Source organism: Lysobacter sp., from assembly GCF_035655815.1.
Taxonomy (GTDB): Bacteria; Pseudomonadota; Gammaproteobacteria; order Xanthomonadales; family Xanthomonadaceae; genus Lysobacter_J.
The window spans coordinates 39,491-60,493 of the sequence record NZ_DASRTS010000015.1 but is presented as its reverse complement, the minus strand read 5'-3'; the positions used below and the strand labels follow the sequence as shown (position 1 = coordinate 60,493).

Below are 21,003 nucleotides of genomic sequence, written 5' to 3'. Positions count from 1 at the left end.
TCTGGGGAGAGGGAATGGACATGCAACACGGGCGCGATCGGGCAATGCAGCGTCGTCCGCTGGTCAGGGCGATCGCCACGACTCTGGTGCTGGCACTCGCCGGCCCGGCCATCGCGCAGCAGGCGCAGGGCACGAATCCGCAGGGCGCGGCTTCTCAGGGCACGACGTCGCAGGACGTCATCACGCTCGACAACATGGTGGTCACCGCCAACAAGCGCGCGGAGAACATCCGTGAGGTCGCCACCGCCGTCACCGTGCTGGGCGAGCAGCAGCTCGAGAACTTCAGCTCCACCCAGATGACCGACTACGCCAGCTACGTGCCCGGCCTGCAGGTGCAGTCCAACGGCACGCCGGGCCAGTCGCAGGTGTCCATGCGCGGCATCGCGGCCATGTCGTCGGGCTCCACCGTCGGCACGTACATCGATGAAACGCCCATCGGCTCCAACGGCCTGTACCAGCAGGCGACGCTGTTCGCGCTGGACCTGTTCCCGTACGACATCGAGCGCATCGAGGTGCTGCGCGGCCCGCAGGGCACGCTGTACGGCGCCGGCGCGATGGGCGGCCTGCTCAAGTACATGACGCGCAAGCCCGACCCGACCTTCACCGAGTTCCGCATCGGCGGCGGCGTGTCCGACACCGAAGGCGCGGGCGACCTGGGCTGGAACTACCGCCTCGGCATGAACGTGCCGCTGATCGACGACCGCCTGGCGCTGCGCGCGAGCTATGCGGAGAACGAACTGGCCGGCTACGTCGACAACCTCGTCGACGGCCGCAAGGACATCAACGAAGGCGAGCAGACCAGCGGCCGCGTGTCGCTGCTGTGGCAGGGCGACGCGACCAGCGTGCAGTTCTCGGCAATGCGCCAGACCATCGACAGCGAGAACAACGCACGCATCGCGCTCGACGCGGAGACGCACGAGCCGCTGTTCGGGCTCAGCAACTACGTGTACGTGGACGAGCCCTTCGAGAAGGAGCTCGACCACTACTCGCTCACCGTCAACTGGGACGCGGGCTTCGCCGACTTCGTCTCCGCGACCAGCTACGCCGACACGCATACCGTCATCACCACCGACCAGACGCTGCCCTACGGTGAGTACACGCTGTTGCTGGGCCTGCCCGATCCGGGCAGCGCATACCTGACCAACACGCTGGACCTGAGCCAGTTCACGCAGGAGTTCCGCCTCAGTTCGAAGACCGGCCAGCCGTTCGAGTGGCTCGTCGGTGCCTTCTATTCCGACGAGGACGGCGACAACCACCAGTTCGTCGGCATCAACCAGCTCGACGGCACGCCGATTCCCGGCTTCCCCACGCTCGGCGACCTGATGATCCCGAGCACGTACGAGGAAACCGCCGTCTTCGCCAACGCGTCGTACCGGTTCAACGACTGGTTCAAGCTCGGCGCCGGCATGCGCTTCTCGCGCAACGAGCAGGAGTTCTCGCAGATCGTCACCGACGGCGTGCTGCTGCCCATCGGCACCAACGACAACACCTCCGAGGAGGACGTCTTCACCTGGAGCGTCACGCCGCAATTCCAGGTCAGCGAGGACGTGATGCTGTACGCCAAGGCCGCCACCGGCTACCAGCCCGGCGGGCCCAACGTGCTGGTGACGGGCCTGCCGCCGGTGGTCGATTCGTCGATGCTCACCAGCTACGAGCTAGGCATGAAGTCCGCGTTCGCCGACAACCGCCTGCTGTTCGACCTGGTGCTCTACCAGATCGACTGGGAGGACATCCAGGTGGCTTCGCTGGTCAATGGTGTGAGCGGCCTGGTGAACGGCGGCGAGGCGACCAGCCGCGGCATCGAGGCCTCCGCGACGTTCCGCCCGGTCGACGGGCTGACGCTGGGCCTCAACGCGGCCTACAACGACGCCAACCTCGACGAGGACTTCCCGACCATCGTCGTGCCCGCCGGCGACGACCTGCAGGTGGAGATCAACACCGGCCTGAAGGACGACCGCATGCCGTACGTGCCCGACCTGACGTGGTCGTTCACGGCCGACTACTTCATGCCGCTGGGCGGCGGCTGGAACGCCAACTTCGGCGGCGGCGTGCGCTGGGTGGACGATCGCGTCAACGGCACCACGGAGCGCCAGGTGGTGCGCCTGCTCGAACCTCCGACCGTGCTCGACACGGAACTCACCGAGCCGCTGGTGATCGACAGCTACTACGCCGTCGACCTGTACGCCGCGTTCTCCAACGCCAACTGGACCTTGCGCGCGTACATGAAGAACGTCACCGACGAGCGCGCGTACTCGACGATGAGCGACGTCACCAGCGAGGTGACGGGGGTGACGCACTTCACCTCGGCCACGCCGATCCAGCCGCGCACCATCGGCCTGGAAGTCGACTACCGCTTCTGATGCCGCGCACGACGCGAGCGGCATCGGCCGCCCGCGAGGGAAGTCGTCGCTTCCGCCTGGGTGAATCCGCTTGAAGCACCAAGTCGTCCTGCCGCAACCCTATCTGCTGTTCCTCGGCGACACGACCGAGCCCGGCTACGCCAAGACCGCTTTCGGCCTGCGCGACTGGGCCGGCGAGCGCTGCCTGGGCGAATACGCCATCGCCGGTGCGACGGTCAGCACCGGCCTGCCGATGCTCACGCCCGCGCAGGCCGCCGCGATGGGCGCGAAGGCCATCGTCATCGGCGTCGCCAACGCCGGCGGCTTCATCCCGCCCGGATGGTGGCCCGCACTGGTGCAGGCGATGGAAGCGGGCCTGGACATCGTCAGCGGCATGCACGCCAGGCTGCGCGACATCCCGGTGCTGCGCGAGGCCGCCGAGCGGCTCGGCCGTCGCCTGATCGACGTGCGCGAGCCGCCCGTGGGCATTCCCGTCGCGTCGGGTGCGCGGCGTTCCGGCAGGCGTCTGCTGGCCGTCGGCACCGACTGCGCTCTGGGCAAGAAGTACACCGCGCTGGCACTGACGCGTGCGTTCGCCGCGCGCGGGATCGATGCGACGTTCCGCGCCACCGGCCAGACCGGCATCCTCATCGCCGGCAGCGGCGTGCCGATGGATGCCGTCGTCGCCGACTTCGCCGCGGGCGCGGCGGAGATGCTCTCTCCCGAGGCCGCGCCCGACCACTGGGACGTGATCGAAGGGCAGGGCTCGCTGTTCCATCCCGCCTATGCCGGCGTCTCGCTGGCGCTGCTGCACGGCAGCCAGCCGGACGTGATCGTGGTGTGCCACGAACCGGGACGCGAACGCGTGCTGGGCCATCCCGGCTACGCCGTGCCCAGCGTGGAGGACACCATCGACCTGGCCCTGCGCCTGGGCGCACGCACCAGCCCGCACATCCGCTGCGCCGGCGTGAGCCTCAACACGTCGCGGCTGGACGATGCCGGCGCGCAACGCGTGATCGCTGCCGAAAGCGAACGCCTGGGCCTGCCGGTGGCCGATCCGATGCGCGGCGGCGAGGCGTTCGAACGCCTGGTCGATGCCTGTCTGGCATGAGCGCGCATCCGCCATGACCGCTGCGTCGAGCCGCTTCCAGCGCCTGCTGCTGCCGGGCTTCGCTTTCAAGGCGGCGGTGATCGGTGGCGGCTACGCGACCGGGCGCGAGCTCGCCGAATACTTCATTCCCAGCGGACCGCAGGGCGGCGCGATGGCCATCGGTGTGGCCATGCTGTGCTGGAGCGCGCTGTGCGCGATCACCTTCGCGCTGGCCCATGCCACGCGCAGTTTCGACTACCACAGCTTCTTCCGCATGCTGCTGGGTCCGTTCGCGTTCGTGTTCGAGCTCGCGTACGTGGTCTTCATGGTGCTGATCCTGGCGGTGTTCGGCGCGGCCGCCGGTGCCATCGGCCAGGCCGTGCTCGGCTGGCCGCCGCTGGCCGGCACGCTGTTGCTGGTGCTCGGCATCGGCCTGTTCACTGCCTTTGGCAACCGGTCGGTCGAGCATCTGTTCAAGTGGGTGTCGTTCTTCCTGTACGGCACCTACGTCGTGTTCGTGGTGCTGGTGCTCGCGTCCTTCGGCGACCGCGCGATGGCATGGTTCGCCACGCCCGTGCCGCGCGACGGCTGGCTGTCGGGCGGACTGACCTACGCCGGCTACAACATCGTGGGCGCGGTGATGATCCTGCCGCTGGCGCGCCACTTCACCTCGCGGCGCGATGCGGTGGTCGCGGGCGTGCTCGCCGGCCCGCTGGCGATGCTGCCGGGGCTGCTGTTCTTCGTGTGCATGGTCGCGTGGTACCCGCACATCGGCGACGAGGCGCTGCCGTCGGATTTCATCCTGCGCCAGCTGGACATGCCGCTGTTCCACCTCCTGTTCCAGGCGATGATCTTCAGCGCGCTGCTCGAATGCGGCGTGGCGGCGGTGCATGCGGCCAACGAACGCATCGCCGCGAGCTGGCGTGCGCACCGTGCACTGGAACTCACGAACACCGGACGCCTGGCCATCGCCGCGATGCTGTTGGTCGGTTCCATCTTCATCGCCGGCCACTTCGGCCTGGTGGCGCTGATCGCCAGCGGCTACCGCGCATTGGCCTGGCTGTTCCTGGCGGTCTACGTGCTGCCGCTGCTGACGGTGGGCCTGTGGCGCCTGCGGCGCGGTGGGCCGCTCGTCATGGCGCCGTCGTCCGAACCGTCCTGATCGTGCCGAGGAGGCGACCCATGTCCCTGTTCCAACCGTTGCGGCTGGCCGTGTTCGCCCTGTGCACGTGTGCGGCTCCGGCATTCGCAGCGCCGCCGGCAGACCTCGATGCGCGCGTGCAGGCGGCCATGCAGGCCCACGGCGTGCCGGGCATGGCCATCGCCATCGTCGAGGGCGGCAAGCCGGTGCTGGCGAAGGGCTGGGGCGTGCGCAAGCTGGGTAGCAACGACGCGGTCGACGCCGACACGATCTTCCCGACTGGCTCGACCGGCAAGGCGATCACCGCCGCCGCACTGGCCGTGCTGGTCGACGACGGCAAGCTCGGCTGGGACGACAAGGTCATCGGCCACATGCCATGGTTCCGCATGTACGACCCATGGGTCACCAACGAGATGACCGTGCGCGACCTGCTCGTGCATCGCAGTGGACTGGGCCTGGGCGCGGGCGACCTGATGTTCGTGCCGTCGTCCTCGCGCAGCCGTGCCGACACCGTGCGCGCGCTGCGCCACATCAAGCCCGCCACCAGCTTCCGCAGCGGCTATGCCTACGACAACCTGCTGTACGCCGTGGCCGGCCAGCTGATCGAGGAAGTCAGCGGACAGACGTGGGAAGTCTTCGTGCGCGAGCGCGTGCTCAAGCCGGCCGGCATGGGCAGTTCGGTCACCGAGCAGTCCGCGCGCTTCGCCAATCCCAACCGCGCCTGGCCGCACGCACGCACCGGCGGCCCGGTGCGCGGCATGGGCGAGCAGGGCGTCCTCGACGAACGCAAGACGCTGGGCGACAACGGCGCGCCCGCGGGCGGGCTCTCGTCCAGTGCCAACGACCTGGCGAACTGGCTGCAGGTGCAGCTGGGCAAGGGCACGTGGACCGGTCCGGGCGGCACGCCGGTGAAGGTTTTCAGCGGAGCCCAGTCGAAGCAGATGTGGACGCCCGTCGTGCTGACGCCCACGCCGTCGTGGCCGGGCAAGCTGGCGGCGGCATCGCCCAAATTCACCTCCTACGCGCTGGGCTGGAGCGTGCGCGACTACCGCGGCGAGAAAGTGCTGGACCACGGTGGCGCCGTGTTCGGCGTGCAGGCGTACGTGGCGATGATTCCCGAGCGCAACTTCGGCCTGGCGGTGCTGATGAACTCCGAGGACACGCAGGCGATGCGCGGCGTCGCGCTGGAGATCATCGACCACTACCTCGGCGCACCGAAGACCGACTGGGTGGCCGCGTTCGACGAGTTCATGGACACGCGCATCGACGGTGGCCTGAAGACGCTGCAGGCGAGTGCGAAGTCGCGCACGTCCACCGGCGAGGCGTCGTTGCCGCTCGCCGGGTACGCGGGCCGCTACCGCGACCCGTGGTACGGCCCCATCGACATCACGGCCGGCGACGGCAAGGCGGGGAAGGGCCCGCTGCGCGTGGACTTCACCCTGACGCCGGGCATGGCCGGGCGTCTGGAACACGTGCATCACGACACCTTCCGCACGGTCTGGGACGACCCGGCGATCGAGCCGGCTTACCTCACCTTCGCGCTCGACGCCGAGGGCAAGGTCGACCGCATCACGCTGAAGGCCGTCTCGCCAATCGCCGACTTCAGCTACGACTACCAGGACCTGTTGTTCACGCCCGAGCGGCAGTGACGAGGGACGGCACGGCGCCCGTGCGGCTCGGGGAGGGGCCGCACGGGCGGCGGCCGGTTTGATCGATGCGACGAGCGGTGCGGCTGCTGACAGCACCGTGGCAGCAGCCGGGACCATACTGGCCGGACCCCAGCCAAGGAGTGCCCACCGTGACCATGACCGCCACCTGCCACTGCGGCGCCACGAAGATCCAGGCCGCCGAGCCGCCCCGCCAGGCCAAGGAGTGCAACTGCACGTTCTGCGCACGCACGGGCGCGGTCTGGGGCTACTTCAAGCCGGACCAGCTGGTGTTCGTGTCGCAGGACGAGGAGCGGACGTACTCGGCCAGTGGCCTCAACCGCCATCACTTCTGCGGCCGTTGCGGCATGCAGACCTGGGGCGACTCGCCCGACTGGGCGTCGGCCTACAACGCCGACGGCAGCCCGAAGGAAGGCTTCACCGCAGGCACCGTCCCCGAGCAGCGCATCTATGGCGTCAACCTGCGCCTGGTCGACGACCTGGACTGGTCCGGCATCCAGGTGGAGAAGATGGACGGGCGCAACAGCTGGTGAGCCCGCCGCAGCGTCGCCACCCGGTCCAGGCAAAAAGACTGGAGCGCGAGGTTGCAGAGCCTGGACGACGAGGCAAAAAGACTGGTGCGCGAGGCTCCGAGCCTCGACGTCGAGGCAAAAAGACTGGCGCGTGAGGCTTCGAGCTTCATCGTCCAGGCAAAAAGACTCGAACGCGAGGTTGCAGAGCCTGGACGACGAGGCAAAAAGACTGACGCGTGAGGCTCCGAGCCTCGTCGTCGAGGCAAAAAGACTCGCGCGCCAGGCTTCGAGCGTCGTCGAAGCAAAGAAGACGCGTGCATCAGGCTCGGTGGCCTCATCGGCCAACGTCCGCTTCCGCGGCGGCGGATCGCGCGCAGGGCGTCCGCGGGGCTAGCGCTCGTGCCGCGTGCCGAAGATCTTGTCGCCGGCGTCGCCCAGGCCCGGCAGGATGTAGCCGACCTCGTTGAGGCGCTCGTCGATGGAGGCGGTGAACACCTCCACGTCCGGATGGCGCGCTTCCAGCACGCTCAGGCCTTCCGGCGCGGCGACCAGGAACAGCCCCTTGATGCGCCGGCAGCCCGCGGCCTTGAGCATGTCCACCGTGGCCACCAGCGTGCCGCCGGTGGCGAGCATCGGGTCGAGGATGATCGCCGTGCGTTCGTCCATGCGGCCGGTGAGCTTCTCGTAGTAGCCCACCGGCTGCAGCGTCGTCTCGTCGCGCTGCAGGCCGACCACGCCGACCTTGGCCGCCGGGATCAGCTCCAGCACACCGGGCAGCATGCCCAGGCCCGCGCGCAGGATCGGCACCAGCGTGACCTTGGCGCCCTTGATCCGACGGGTGGCCACCGGTCCGGCCCAGCCCTCGACCACGACTTCCTCGGTTTCCAGGTCGGCGGTCGCTTCGTAGGTCAGCAGCGTCGCGACCTCGGAGGCAAGTTCACGGAAGGCCTTCGTGCTGATGTCGCCCACGCGCATCAGGCCGAGCTTGTGCTGGACGAGGGGATGACGGACTTCGACAACCTTCATGGGCATGACCGTAGGTGCGACGGTCGGAAGTGTGCCTCAAGGCTGGGCTGTGCTCACGTGTGGCGGGTGGATGGGGGCTGTTATGGGCCGATCAATCCCCCTCGATCCCCCTTTTTCAAAGGGGGAAGAATTCAGGCCAGGTTGCGCTGTCGTGGCGGATTCGCTCCCGCTCTTCTCCCTCCTTTGAAAAAGGAGGGCCGGGGAGGATTCGCTCTTGGCGGCGGCAGCCTGGGCGTTAGTCGGTACGCTGCGGCTCGTTCAATCCCCCTCGATCCCCCTTTTTCAAAGGGGGAGGAAGTTGCGCTTTCGTTTCTGAGCCACCACCACCTTCGTTCGCCGATGTTCACCGCTTCGCTCCCTCCTTTGAAAAAGGAGGGCCGGGGAGGATTCGCTCCTTAGCGGCGGCAGCCTGGACCTTCGTCGGCACGCTGCGGCTCGTTCAATCCCCCTCGCTCCCCCTTTTTTCAAAGGGGGAGGAAGTCGCGCTTTCGTTATCTGAGTCACCCCCACCTTCGTTTGCCGATGCTCACCGCTTTGCTCCCTCCTTTGAAAAAGGAGGGCTGGGGAGGATTCGCTCTTCAGGCGGCGGCAGCCTGGACCTTCGTCGGCACGCTGCGGCTCGTTCAATCCCCCTCGATCCCCCTTTTTCAAAGGGGGAGGAAGTTGCGCTTTCGTTTCTGAGCCACCACCACCTTCGTCCGCCGATGCCCCACTGCTTTGCTCCCTCCTTTGAAAAAGGAGGGCCGGGGAGGATTCGCTCTTACCTGACCAACAGCAACCTAGAACGAATACCGCGCGATCAGCTGGTACACCGGGCCGGACGATTCCGTTTCGCGCTCGTACTCGTCGAAATCGCGGGCCAGCTGGTCCGCTGCGTTGTCGAACTTGTTGAAGAACTCGTCCTTCGACGCGTCCAGCAGGTTCGAGCCGGTCAGGCGCACCGACATGCGTTCGCCGAAGCGCTTCTCGACGAACACTTCCAGGTCGCCGTCGTAATGCGTGGAGACTTCCTCGGCGAGCATGCGCGAGTACGCATCGCCCTGGCGGCGGTAGCTGGCGCCAAAGGACATGCCCCAGGCGCGGACGTCGTGGATGAAGCCGACGTTGTAGACGTACTTGGCCTGGTTGTTGAAGCGGCGCTCGCCGAAGGCGTCGTCGACCTTGCTGTCCAGCCACGAGTAGTTCACGAACAGGCCCGTGTCCGGCAGGCCCAGTGCGGTCAGCGGCGTGGACAGGTCGAACTCGATGCCGTAGACCTTGCCGTCGCCGACGTTGCGCGCGGTGTAGACGAAGCTGTCTGGATCGAACTCCGGGAAGCCCGGAGTGCTCTCGTCGGCGCCGGGGTTCTCGTCGAGGAATTCCTCGACCTCGTCCTCGTAGTCGCCCACCGCGGTGGCGCTCGGTTCGCCGGTGTTGACCAGTTCGATCAGGTCCTTCACGTCGCGATAGAACACGTTGACGCCGAACACGCCGCGCGTGCCCAGGCGGCGCTCGTAGCCGAAGTCCACGCCCCAGGCGCGTTCCGGATCCAGCTGCGGATTGCCGGCGAAGTCGTTGTCGCCGAACTCCTCCTCCAGCAGCAGCGGCAGCACCTGGTCGAAGTTGGGACGACGCACGGTGCGCCCTACCGAGAACAGCAGGCGGTCGGCATCGGTGAAGTCCCACTTCAGGTGCGCCGACGGCAGCAGCATCGAGTAGTCGTTGCTGTCGGTGTCCTCGTCGGCGGCCACGTCCACGTCGGTGGTCTCGTAACGCAGGCCGGCTTCCCACGCGAGCGTGCCGGTGGCGCCGGAGAACATCAGGTACGGGTCGATGCGGGTTTCTTCGATGCGGCTGGTGGCGCGCTCGAACTCTTCGTACGGCGGCAGCGCGGCGTCTTCCTCGTCGGTCGACACTTCGCTGACCTGCAGCGTGGTGTCGCGCTGCTTGTCCATCCAGTCCACGCCGAACTCGACCGTCGTCGCGCCCACGCCACGCTTGTGTGCCAGCTTGAACGTCGTCTCGCGGTCACGGATGTCGGTCAGCGTGCGCGTGCCTTCGCGCTCGTCGAACGAGGGCGGCGTGTCTTCGTCGTCGAAGCCGGATTCCTCTTCGGTGGACACGGTGTCCTCGTCGAAGCGGGCATGGTCCAGGTCCAGCTCGGTACGGCCGCCGGCCATGTCGAACACGTACTCCACGCCCAGCGACCAGTTGTCCTGGTCGATGTCCTCGACCTGGTCGTTGATCGACAGCAGGTTGTCGCGACTGGTGCTCGACGGGTCGTTGTACTCGACCGAATGCTCGGTCTCGGTGCGGTCGGTGCGCACGTAGAAGCCGTCGATCGACAGCCGGCCCGTGCCGATGTCGCGCGTGTAGGACAGGTTGGCGGAGTAGTCGTCGCCGTCGCGCGTGTCGTCCTGGTCCTCGCGGTCGGTGAAGTCGCCGCCGGGTTCCTCGAAACGGTCGCTGCGCTTGACCTTGGGGTTGTAGCGGCCCTGCACGTTGATGCCGCCCAGCAGGCGGCCGCCGCCGACCTCGCCACTGGCGACGGCGCCGTAGGTGCCCTTCCACTGCCCATCGTCGAAGTGCATGGCGCCGGCGCGCACGTACCGGCCGTCGAACTGGTAGGCGTCGCGCAGCACGATGTTGAGCGCGCCGGCCACGGCATCGCCGGAGCGGTTGGCGCTGGTGCTGCGCACGATCTCGATGCGTTCGACCAGTTCGGCGGGGATGCGGTCGACGAAGAACGAGCGGTCGTTGCCAGCGCCGGGCACCTTCTTGCCGTTGATGAGGATCTGGGTGTAGCCCGGGTCCAGGCCGCGCAGCTGCGCGCCGTCGTACTCCAGCACGTCTGACACGAACGCCACCGACGGCACGCGCTTGAGCATGTCGCCGACGGTCAGCGGCTCGAAGCGCTGGAAGTACTCCAGGTCGTACGACAGCACCGGCGCGACGGCGTCGGTGCGGTTGCGATAGGCGATCTGCGCCTGCACCACCACGGCGTCCAGCTGCTTCGGGTCGGGCGACGCATCGGCGGCGGCTTCGTCCGCGACGGCCGCGAAGCTGAGCGGCGCGACGAGCACGCACAACAACGCCCGCGACATCGCCGCGGCCAGAAGGTTACGTTTCATCGAATGGCATCCCCATGCAGGACAAGCGGCCCCGCTTACGAGGGCCGTTTTCTACGCATGTCGCATGGCGGAAATATGACGGCCGCATGCGCGACGCATGAAACACGACGGTCACAATGGCTGCGTAGAACTTCGCGCTTTGCTCACCTCATCAGGGGAATCCATGTCGCTGCGACTGCTCACGCTGGGCCTTGCGTCCTGCCTCGCCGCTTGTTCGACGGGTGCACCGACCGGTACGCCGGCCGCGTCCGCACCGGCCGATCGAGAGCCCGACGAAGCGATGGAAGTGGATCCGCTGCTGAGCCAGTCGGGCATCGCGCACAAAGTCGTGGCCGAGGCGTTCCTCACCGCGGCGACGCCGGCCGACAACATCGACTCTCCGGCCAGTTGGCTCACGCGTGATGGCAAGCGCTGGCTGATCGCCACCGCCAAGGCGACCGACCAGCTGGTCGTGTACGACGGCGACACCGGCGCGACGCTGCGTAGCGTCGGCGGCCCCGGCACCGCACCGGGCCAGATGCAGCGCCCCAACGGCATCGCGGTGATCGACGACGTCGTGCTGGTGGTGGAGCGCGACAACCATCGCGTGCAGATGTTCCAGCTGCCGGACTTCAAGCCGCTGCTGGTGTTCGGCGCGCAGGACCTGAAGCAGCCCTACGGCCTGTGGGTGCGTGCACAGAAGGACAGCTACGAGGTCATCGTCAGCGACAACTACATGTCGCCGCAGAACGGGGACCTGCCGCCGCCGCTGGCGCAACTCGACCAGCGTTACAAGCGCTATCAGCTGCGCCGCGTGCCGGGCGGTTGGGACGCGCGCCTGATGGGCACGTTCGGCGAGACCACCCAGGACGGCGCGATCCGCATCGCCGAATCGGTGTTCGGCGACGTCGAACACGACCGCCTGCTGCTGGCCGAGGAAGACGTCGCCACCGGCACGCGCATCCGCGAATACGGCCTGGATGGCACGTACCGCGGTCGCGACATCGGCGCGAACCTGTTCAAGGCGCAGGCCGAGGGCATGGCGCTGATGCGCTGCGCGGACGGCAGCGGTTTCTGGATCGCCACCGACCAGTACAAGGACCGCAGCCTGTTCCACGTGTTCGACCGCGTGACGCTGAACCACCTGGGCGCGTTTGCCGGCAGGAAGACGGCCAACACCGACGGCGTGTGGCTGGACCAGAGCGCCGACACGCGCTTCCCGCAGGGCGTGTTCTACGCGGTAGACGACGACCAGGCGGTCGCGGCGTTCGACTGGCGCGACGTCGCGAAGGCGCTGGCGCTGCCGGGGTGCAAGGCGCCGTGAATTTGGCTGTCACTGCCAGGGGAAGCTGAGTTGCCCGTATGGTCTTCAGCCTTCGCTTTCTGTTGTCATCCCCGCGAAGGCGGGGATCCATCTTTCCGGCGTCGGATGCTTTCCGGAATGGCTGAGGCGTAGGGCAGAGGGTTCCCGCCGGCGATTGCGCGCAGGATCGCGCTAAAACGATTTTCGACGCAGATGACGCAGAGAACACGGATCAGGCTGCGCCGGCTGCCTTTGTCCGTTGGACCAAGTCTTGGGATCTGGCTGCTGATCCAGGATCGCAAACGCTCTTTCTGCGTTATCTGCGTAATCGGTGTCCAACCGCTCCCTGCTTTAACCGCGGGAATGACACTGAGCGCAGAAGACCGCAGCCCCTGCCTTGCAGGGATTGCGGCCGGACAGAATCGGAAGGGGAGGGCGGCGGGTGCCGGGGGACTGGTGCACCCGCCGCCGCTTCAACCCGACCCGATCAGGCCGCGGCCGCCTGTTGCGCGCGCGGACCTTCCTTCAGTGCACGGCCGACCATCGCCACCAGCAGGTCGAGCTCGTCGCTGGTGATGGTGAAGGTGGGCGTGAAGCGCAGCGAATTGACGCCGCCGTGGATCACGCCGATGCCGTGCTCGCGCAGCCACTCCTCGGTGGAGCCTTCGCCGTAGCACTTGAACTGCGGCGCCAACTCGCACGAGAACAGCAGGCCGGTGCCCTGCACCTTGGTGATCAGCCCGCCGAGTTCGGCCTTCAGCCTTTCCAGCTTTTCCATCGCCTCCACGCCGCGCGCGCGGATGTTCTCGCGCAGCGCCGGCGTCACCTGCGACAGCACCGTGCACGCCACGTCCAGCGCGCGCGGATTGGTGGTCATGGTGTTGCCGTACAGGCCCTTGCGATACAGGTCGGCGGCGTGCCTGCTCACGGCGAGCACCGACAGCGGGTACTGGCCGGCGTTGAGCGCCTTGGAATAGGTCTCCATGTCCGGCGGGTCGAGCTGCTCGAAGCCGGGGTAATCGATGATCGACAGCACGCCGTGCGCGCGCAGGCCGGCCTGGATCGAGTCGACCAGCAGCAGGGCGCCGTGCGAACGCGTCAGCTCGCGCGCGGCGGCGTAGAACGCCGGGGGCACGCTGCGGCCCGGGTCGCCTTCGCCCATCACCGGCTCCAGGAACATCGCCTCGATGAACCAGCCGTTGGCGTCGGCATCGGCGAAGACCTTCTTCAGCGCGTCGACGTCGTAAGGCTCGACGGTGAGCAGCGTGTCCTCGCCGCGGAAGCTCGCCAGGTGCTGCAGGTAGGTCTTGCGCGAGGAATCCGAGTACAGCGCGGGGCGCTCGGTGCGGCCGTGGAAGCTGCCCTTGACCACCACGCGCTTGATGACGCGGCCGGCATGGCGGCCACCGGCGTCGGTCATCAGCTTGGTGTTGACGTCGGCGATGCGCGAGGCCAGCGAGACCGACTCCGAACCGGAGTTCAGGCACAGGAACTTCTCGTAGGGACAGCCGCCGCGATCGGCGCCGATGGCCGCGCGGATGGCGCGCTCGAAGCGCAGCTGCGACAGCGAGGGCGTCATGATGTTGGCCATCGCCTGCGGGCGCGCCATGGCGGCCAGCACCGGCTTGGGCGCGTGGCCGAAACCGAGCATGCCGTAGCCGCCGGAGTCGTGCAGGACCGCGCCCTTCAGCGTCACCACCCACGGGCCGCGGGCGGCGAGGGCGACGTACGGGTTCACCGCGTCGTCCGGATAGAAGTTGACGTAGCCGCCCTGGACGGCATGGATCTGCGCGTCCTCGTCCAGGTCCAGCAGCTCAGCGAACTCGTCCTTCAGCCGCTGGTACTCCTGCTCGGCGGCCTCGATGGCCTCGATCAGTTCGGCATGGGTCGCGGCGAAGCGGACGATGGTGGCGTCGTCCAGGCCGACGGTGCGGCGATGGCCCGGATGGGCACGCAACGGGGCGAGACGGTCGATGACGGCCATGGAGTTCTCCTGAAACGGTCGCTAAGCCCCCATTATCGGGATTGGGCCGTCGTTCGATAGTGGATGTTTGTACGAAATTGGCGATAATTTCGTCGATTCGACGAAATGGCTGGCCATGAAGATCACCGACTCCGACCAGGCACTGCTGTCCGTGCTGCGCGAGAACGCCCGCGCCTCGACAGCGGATATCGCCCGCCGCCTGAACCTGTCGCGCACCACGGTGCACAGCCGCATCGAACGGCTGGAGCGGCAGGGGGTGATCCACGGCTACACCGTGCGCGTGCACGACGAGGCCGAACGCGGCCACATCCGCGCCCACATCATGATCACCGTGCTGCCCAAGCAGATGCCGGCCGTAGTGGCGGCCCTGCACGCGATGCCGGAAGTGCGCACGCTGCACTCGGTCAGCGGCGCATTCGACCTGGTGGCCCTGGGCGTAGTGCCGACGGTCGAGGCCATGGACGAACTGACCGACCGCATCGGCGCCATCGAGGGCGTCGAACGCACCACCTCGTCGATCATCCTGTCGGCGAAGTTCGAGCGGTAGGGTGGTCTGCACATCGGACGGGATGACGGCTTCTGCCCCTCTCCCCACGGGAGAGGGGTTGGGGTGAGGGCCGGGACGCGCGGTGCACCTCCAAGTGCTGCAAGGCCGCTGTTCCAGACGCGGAAGCAAAAATGGATTCCAGCTTTCGCTGGAATGACGGTGACGTGGGTTGCCGGCAGCGGAGTGCCCGAACGCACCCGGCCTGGATCCCGGCTTTCGCCGGGATGACGAAGCGGGGAGAGGAGCGGCGGGCACAGGCAAGGCGGCGCGAGTGTGGAGCGCGGGCCTTGGCCTTCCCGGAAAAGGCGTCCTGACCGGACCACTTACAATGTCCGGTCCGCCGCCCCAGCAATCCCCGCTTTCCCTTGAAGAAATCCGATTTCCATTACGACCTGCCGCAGGAACTGATCGCCCAGGCGCCGCTGGCGGAACGTTCGGCCAGCCGCCTGCTGGTGGTACCGCCGGCAACCGGCGATGCGTACGACCGCGGTTTCGAAGACCGTGTGTTCCGCGATCTGCCGGATCTCCTCCAGCCCGGTGACCTGCTGGTGTTCAACGACACCCGGGTGATCCCGGCGCGCCTGTACGGGCAGAAGACCAGCGGCGGGCGCGTGGAGATCCTGATCGAACGGCTGCTGGGCGCCAGCGAAGTGCGCGCGCAACTGGGCGTCAGCAAGTCGCCCAAGGCGGGTGCGCGCATCCTGCTCGACGCTGGCGGCGAAGCAGAAGTGCTCGGCCGCGAGGGCGAGTTCTACCGCCTGCGCTTCGACGTGCCCGAATCACTTGAGAAGTGGTTGCTGAAGGCTGGCCGCCTGCCACTGCCGCCGTACATCCAGCGCGAAGCCGGGCACGACGACGACACGCGCTACCAGACCGTGTTCGCGCGCGAGGTCGGCGCGGTCGCCGCGCCCACCGCCGGCCTGCATTTCGACGAAGCGCTGCTGGAGGCGTTGCAGGCGCGTGGCGTGCAGTTCGGCCATGTGACGCTGCACGTGGGCGCGGGCACGTTCCAGCCGGTGCGCGTGGACGACCTGCACCAGCACGTGATGCACAGCGAATGGCTCAACGTGGGCGCTGCGCTGATCGAGCAGATCCAGCGCACGCGCGCGGCCGGCGGGCGCGTGATCGCGGTGGGCACCACGGTTGTACGCGCGCTGGAAAGCGCGATGCGCGCCAACGATGCTGGCGAACCGGAACTGCAGCCTTATGCCGGCGAGACGCGGTTGTTCATCCTGCCGGGTTACCGCATCCGTTCGGTCGATGCGCTGATCACCAATTTCCACCTGCCCGAGAGCACGCTGCTGATGCTGGTGTCGGCCTTTGCCGGCAAGGAGCGCGTGTTCGCGGCCTACGACCACGCCATCGCGCAGCGTTACCGGTTCTTCTCGTATGGCGACGCGATGCTGCTGTTTCCTGCCGCGTCGGCTGCATGAACGTGGCGCAATTCCGGATGCACCCGAAAAGCGAATCCTCCCCAGCCCTCCTTTTCCAAAGGAGGGGGCAGAAGCGGAACCTCATGAATCGATTCAAGCAAGACGACGCAGCCTTTCCCCCCTTTGAAAAAGGGGGGCAGGGGGGATTCGCCACTGGGCCCGGAGGCCTGCGATGAGCCGCCTGTCCTTCGAATTGCTGCGCACCGATGGCGCCGCGCGCCGCGGCCGTCTGACTTTCCCGCGTGGCACGGTGGAAACCCCGACGTTCATGCCGGTCGGTACCTACGGTTCGGTCAAGGGCGTGCTGCCGGAGCAGATCCGCGAACTCGGCGCGCAGATGATCCTGGGCAACACGTTCCACCTGTACCTGCGCCCCGGTCTGGATGTCATCGGCGACCACGGCGGCCTGCACGGCTTCACCCGCTGGGACGGTCCGATCCTCACGGACTCGGGCGGCTTCCAGGTGTTCTCGCTGGCGCACAAGCGCAAGATCACCGAGCAGGGCGTGACGTTCGCCGCGCCGACCGATGGCAGCAAGGTGTTCCTCGGTCCCGAGGAAAGCATGCGCATCCAGAAGGTGCTGGACTCGGACGTGGTGATGATCTTCGACGAGTGCACGCCCTATCCGGCGACCGAGGACGTCGCCCGCCGCTCGATGGAGCTGAGCCTGCGCTGGGCCGAGCGCAGCAAGCGCGCGCACGAGGGCAACGACGCGGCGCTGTTCGGCATCGTCCAGGGCGGCGTGCATCCGGAACTGCGCACGCGTTCGGCGGAGGCGCTCAAGTCCATCGGCTTCGACGGCTACGCGATCGGCGGCCTCGCCGTCGGCGAGCCGGAAGCCGAGCGCAATCACATGCTCGAGCACACCTGCCCACAGCTGCCCGCGGACCGGCCGCGCTACCTGATGGGCGTGGGCCGGCCGGAGGACCTGGTCGAAGGCGTGGCCCGCGGCATCGACATGTTCGACTGCGTGATGCCCACCCGCAACGCGCGCAACGGGCATTACTTCACCTCGTTCGGCACCGTGCGCGTGCGCAACGCCAAGTACGAGCGCGACCTGCGCCCGATCGAGGAAGGCTGCGACTGCTACACCTGCCGCAACGGCTTCACCCGCAGCTACCTGCGCCACCTGGACCGCTGCAACGAGATGCTCGGGCCGATCCTGGGCACCCTGCACAACCTGCGGTATTACCAGCGGCTGATGGCGCAGATGCGCGAGGCCATCGCGCAGGGAACCTTTGCGGCCTTCCGGGAGTCCTTCTACGCCATGCGGACGGGCGGGAGCGGCGAATAGAAGCCGGGAACGACGGCTTGCCGCGTGGCGGTCGTCCCCGGTCCGGGAACCGGCGCCGGGCCGCCGCGCGCGGCCATCGTTCCGTTTTCCCGCTCAACGCCAGCCCTCCCGTGCCAGCCGGGCGCCCCCGCGCACCCGTGGCATAATCCCCCGCTATTTTTCGATCCAGGACGACCAAGATGAACCTGCTCGACTTCGTGATTTCCCCGGCGTACGCCCAGGCGGCCGGCCAGCCGCAGGGTGGCCTCGGCATGAGCCTCCTGTTCCCGATCCTCCTGCTGGGCGTCATGTACTTCCTGATGATCCGCCCGCAGATGAAGCGCCAGAAGGAGCATCGCGCGATGCTCGAGAAGCTGGCCAAGGGCGACGAAGTGCTGACCAACGGCGGCATCGCCGGCACGGTCACCGACATCGGCGAGAACTTCATCACGGTCGAGATCGCCGACAACGTGCGCATCCGCGTGCAGAAGGGCGCCATCGCCAATGTCCTGCCCAAGGGCACCTTGAAGTCGGCCTGAGCCGGCGCCAAGAGAAATCGATCGAACGGCGGCCGGGGAGCCGCCGCGGAAGCTTGTCCCAGGGGCAATAGATGCTGACTTACGCGCGCTGGAAATACTTCGTCATCCTGCTGGTGCTGGTGTTGAGCACGCTGTACGCGCTGCCCAACGTGTTCCCGCAGGATCCGTCGGTGCAGGTCACCGGCAATCGTGGCAGCAAGGTGGATGAAGCGCTGCGCACGCGCGTCAGCGACGCCCTGGCCAAGGCCGGTGTCTCGCCCAAGGCGGTGGAGTTCGACAACGGCAACCTGCTGGTCCGTCTCAACAACCCGGACCAGCAGATCAAGGCCAACGACGCGCTGCGCGCGCAGCTCGGCAGCGACTATGTGGTCGCGCTGAACCTGGCCTCCACCGTGCCGAACTGGCTGGAGCGCATCGGTGCGCGTCCGATGCTGCTGGGCCTGGACCTGCAGGGCGGCGTGCACTTCCTGATGCAGGTGGACCAGAAGGCCGCGCTCGACAAGCGTCTGGACGCCACCGCCGAGGACGTGCGCGTGGCGCTGCGCGACGGCAAGGTCCGCTATGAATCGGTCGAGCGCCGCGCCAACAACACGCTGGTCGCCACGCTGGCCTCGCCGGCCGACGCCGAAACCGCGCGCCAGGTCATCGGCCGTACCCAGCCGACGCTGCTGCTGGACGTCCAGGGCAACACGTTGGACGTGCGGATCTCCGACGCGGAGCTGCAGCGCATGGCGGTGGAAGCCATCGAGCAGAACGTCGGCACCCTGCGCAACCGCATCAACGCGCTCGGCGTGGCCGAGCCGATCATCCAGCGCCAGGGCAGCGACCGCATCGTCGTGCAGCTGCCAGGCGTGCAGGACACCGCGCAGGCCAAGCGCATCCTCGGCGCCACTGCGACGCTGGAATACCGCGGCGTAGTCGAGAACGCCAACCCGTACGACGCCGTCGCCAGCGGCAACGTGCCGCCGGAAGGCCGCATCTACTACCGCAAGGAGATGGGGCCGGACGGCAAGCCGATCCCGATCATCCTCAACAAGCGCGTGATCGCCTCCGGCGACCAGCTGGTCGGCGCCACCTCGATGATGGATCCGCAGACCGGCACGCCGGGCGTGTCGATCCGCCTCAACGGCGTCGGCGGCCAGCGCATGTTCGACTACACCAGCGAGCACGTCGGCAAGCCGATGGCGGTGGTGTACATCGAGCGCATCCCCGAGGTGCGCGTCGTCGACGGCAAGGAAGTGCGCAGCACCCGCGTCAACGAGCAGGTCATCTCGGTGGCCACCATCAACGGCGTGTTCGGCAAGGAGTTCCAGACCACCGGCCTGGACAGCGCCAAGGAAGCGGCCGACCTCGCGCTGCTGCTGCGCTCGGGCTCGCTCGCCGCACCGATGGACTTCATCGAGGAGCGCATCGTCGGTCCGAGCCTGGGCCGCGAGAACATCGAGCGCGGCCTGACCGCGGTGATGTACTCGTTCGCCTTCGCGCTGATCTTCTTCCTGTTCTATTACCGCGTGTTCGGCATCATCACGTGCCTGGCGCTGCTGCTGAACATGCTGATGCTGATCGCGGTGATGTCGCTGTTCGGCGCCACGCTGACGCTGCCGGGCCTGGCGGGCATCGCGCTGACGGTGGGCATGTCGGTGGACGCCAACGTGCTGATCAACGAACGCATACGCGAGGAACTGCGACTCGGGCTGCCGCCGCAGACCGCGATCGCCGAAGGCTACGAACGCGCCTCCGGCACCATCGCCGACGCGAACATCACCGCCATCCTCGCCGGCATCGCGCTGTTCGCCTTCGGTACCGGTCCGGTGAAGGGCTTCGCGGTCTCGCTGATCGTCGGTATCGCCACGTCGATGTACACCGCGGTCGGCGTCTCGCGCGGCATCGCCACGCTGATCTACGGCGGCCGCCGCAAGCTGAAGTCCATCTGGATCTGACGGGAAGCACCACTCATGAAACCGTTCAACGTCTTCCCGTACGACAGCAACATCAACTTCATCCGCCTGCGCTGGCTGTCGCTGGGCATCGCCCTGGCGATGCTGCTGGTGGCCGTCGGCGCGATGTTCGTCAATGGCTTCAACTTCGCCCTGGACTTCACCGGTGGCGCCGTCACCGAGATGCGCTTCGCCAAGCCCGTCGATGTGGACGACGTGCGCGAGCGCCTGGCGCAGGCCGGCTACGAGAACGCCCAGGTGCAGACCTTCGGCAGCGGCAACGACCTGCTGATCCGCCTGCAGCCGAGGGAAGCGGCCGAAGGCGCCGGCCAGCGCGGCGACACCACGGCCAGCGACGTGCAGCGTGCGCTCGCGTTCGAGGGCAATCCGGGCCAGGTGCTGCGCAGCGAGGTGGTCGGTCCGCAGGTCGGCAAGGACCTGGCGATCAACGGCCTGTGGGCGCTGATCTTCGTGGTCGTCGGCTTCCTCATCTACATCTCCTTCCGTTTCGAGAAGAAGTTCGCCATCGCGGCGGTGCTGACCACGCTGCATGACGTGGTGGTCGTGACCGGCTGGTTCGCGCTGAGCGGGCACGAGTTCGACCTGACCGTGCTGGCCGGCGTGCTGTCGGTGATGGGCTTTTCGATCAACGACACCATTGTGGTGTTCGACCGCGTGCGCGAGAACTTCCGCACCATGCGCGCTTCGCCGGAGGAGATCCTCAACAAGTCGATCAACCAGACGCTGTCGCGTACGGTCATCACCTCGTTCGTGGCCTTCCTCACCGTGCTGGCGCTGTACATCTACGGTGGCGGCTCGCTGCAGGGCATGGCCGAGTCGCAGATGATCGGCATCATCATCGGTACGCTGTCGTCGATCTTCGTGGCGTGCCCGCTGCTGACCCTGGGCTTCCTCAAGGTCACCAAGCAGGACCTGATGCCGAAGGCGAAGGACGAGGCCGCATTGGCCCGCCGCCCCTGATCCCGCGGCGCCACGGTCACAGGAAAAGGCCGCGCATTGCGCGGCCTTTTTTCTTGGCCCGTCGGTGAGTTGTGCCGGATGCGGCGGCAGAGCGCGCACGCAGGGCGGAGGTTTTCGTTCAGGAATTGAGACTCAAGTCACA

At 67.4% G+C, this 21,003-nt stretch carries 16 protein-coding genes; 13 read left to right on the top strand and 3 right to left on the bottom strand.

The features are described from left to right. Nucleotides 1–14: 14 nt before the first annotated feature. From VFE83_RS03690 to VFE83_RS03665, 6 genes are all read left to right on the top strand, one after another. A complete protein-coding gene (locus VFE83_RS03690; RefSeq protein ID WP_324903534.1) occupies nucleotides 15–2,360 on the top strand; it encodes a TonB-dependent receptor in 2,346 nt (781 codons plus the stop codon). 70 nt (nucleotides 2,361–2,430) lie between these two features. Beyond that, nucleotides 2,431–3,450 (top strand): DUF1611 domain-containing protein, encoded by a 1,020-nt coding sequence (locus VFE83_RS03685; protein WP_324903533.1) that lies wholly within the window; start codon nucleotides 2,431–2,433, stop codon nucleotides 3,448–3,450. A 13-nt stretch (nucleotides 3,451–3,463) separates the two neighbouring features. After that, nucleotides 3,464–4,591, top strand: a complete 1,128-nt coding sequence (locus VFE83_RS03680; RefSeq protein ID WP_324903532.1) for a hypothetical protein — start codon at nucleotides 3,464–3,466, stop codon at nucleotides 4,589–4,591. Between the two features lie 20 nt (nucleotides 4,592–4,611). Next, a complete protein-coding gene (locus tag VFE83_RS03675) occupies nucleotides 4,612–6,219 on the top strand; it encodes a serine hydrolase (RefSeq protein ID WP_324903531.1) in 1,608 nt (535 codons plus the stop codon). 149 nt (nucleotides 6,220–6,368) lie between these two features. Next, nucleotides 6,369–6,770 (top strand): hypothetical protein, encoded by a 402-nt coding sequence (locus VFE83_RS03670; protein ID WP_324903530.1) that lies wholly within the window; start codon nucleotides 6,369–6,371, stop codon nucleotides 6,768–6,770. A gap of 51 nt (nucleotides 6,771–6,821) precedes the next feature. Continuing rightward, the gene (locus VFE83_RS03665) at nucleotides 6,822–6,989 is read left to right on the top strand and encodes a hypothetical protein (protein WP_324903529.1); all 168 of its coding nucleotides are present in this window, start codon (nucleotides 6,822–6,824) and stop codon (nucleotides 6,987–6,989) included. Between the two features lie 150 nt (nucleotides 6,990–7,139). On the opposite strand, the gene upp is transcribed toward VFE83_RS03665, so the two are convergent. Continuing rightward, a complete protein-coding gene (gene upp, locus VFE83_RS03660; RefSeq protein WP_324903528.1) occupies nucleotides 7,140–7,775 on the bottom strand; it encodes a uracil phosphoribosyltransferase in 636 nt (211 codons plus the stop codon). Between the two features lie 779 nt (nucleotides 7,776–8,554). Further along, the gene (locus VFE83_RS03655) at nucleotides 8,555–10,885 is read right to left on the bottom strand and encodes a TonB-dependent receptor (RefSeq protein WP_324903527.1); all 2,331 of its coding nucleotides are present in this window, start codon (nucleotides 10,883–10,885) and stop codon (nucleotides 8,555–8,557) included. Between the two features lie 163 nt (nucleotides 10,886–11,048). Here VFE83_RS03655 and VFE83_RS03650 point away from each other — a divergent pair, with 163 nt between their 5' ends. Further along, nucleotides 11,049–12,188 (top strand): phytase, encoded by a 1,140-nt coding sequence (locus VFE83_RS03650; RefSeq protein WP_414674683.1) that lies wholly within the window; start codon nucleotides 11,049–11,051, stop codon nucleotides 12,186–12,188. A 466-nt stretch (nucleotides 12,189–12,654) separates the two neighbouring features. Here VFE83_RS03650 and VFE83_RS03645 read toward each other — a convergent pair whose 3' ends face one another. Next, a complete protein-coding gene (locus tag VFE83_RS03645) occupies nucleotides 12,655–14,151 on the bottom strand; it encodes an aminotransferase class III-fold pyridoxal phosphate-dependent enzyme (RefSeq protein WP_324903526.1) in 1,497 nt (498 codons plus the stop codon). A 115-nt stretch (nucleotides 14,152–14,266) separates the two neighbouring features. Between VFE83_RS03645 and VFE83_RS03640 the strand changes: the two genes are divergently transcribed. The 6 genes from VFE83_RS03640 to secF all read left to right on the top strand — a co-directional run bounded on the left by VFE83_RS03640 (nucleotide 14,267) and on the right by secF (nucleotide 20,861). Next, nucleotides 14,267–14,698 (top strand): Lrp/AsnC family transcriptional regulator, encoded by a 432-nt coding sequence (locus VFE83_RS03640; protein WP_324903525.1) that lies wholly within the window; start codon nucleotides 14,267–14,269, stop codon nucleotides 14,696–14,698. Between the two features lie 365 nt (nucleotides 14,699–15,063). Further along, nucleotides 15,064–16,131 (top strand): tRNA preQ1(34) S-adenosylmethionine ribosyltransferase-isomerase QueA, encoded by a 1,068-nt coding sequence (gene queA, locus VFE83_RS03635; protein WP_324903524.1) that lies wholly within the window; start codon nucleotides 15,064–15,066, stop codon nucleotides 16,129–16,131. A gap of 172 nt (nucleotides 16,132–16,303) precedes the next feature. Beyond that, on the top strand, nucleotides 16,304–17,425 hold the full coding sequence (gene tgt, locus VFE83_RS03630; RefSeq protein ID WP_324903523.1) for a tRNA guanosine(34) transglycosylase Tgt: 1,122 nt from the start codon (nucleotides 16,304–16,306) through the stop codon (nucleotides 17,423–17,425). Nucleotides 17,426–17,604: 179 nt separating this feature from the next. Beyond that, nucleotides 17,605–17,943 (top strand): preprotein translocase subunit YajC, encoded by a 339-nt coding sequence (yajC, locus tag VFE83_RS03625; protein WP_324903522.1) that lies wholly within the window; start codon nucleotides 17,605–17,607, stop codon nucleotides 17,941–17,943. A 71-nt stretch (nucleotides 17,944–18,014) separates the two neighbouring features. Beyond that, on the top strand, nucleotides 18,015–19,883 hold the full coding sequence (gene secD, locus VFE83_RS03620; protein WP_324903521.1) for a protein translocase subunit SecD: 1,869 nt from the start codon (nucleotides 18,015–18,017) through the stop codon (nucleotides 19,881–19,883). A gap of 15 nt (nucleotides 19,884–19,898) precedes the next feature. Further along, the gene (secF, locus tag VFE83_RS03615) at nucleotides 19,899–20,861 is read left to right on the top strand and encodes a protein translocase subunit SecF (RefSeq protein WP_324903520.1); all 963 of its coding nucleotides are present in this window, start codon (nucleotides 19,899–19,901) and stop codon (nucleotides 20,859–20,861) included. Nucleotides 20,862–21,003 lie beyond the last annotated feature (142 nt).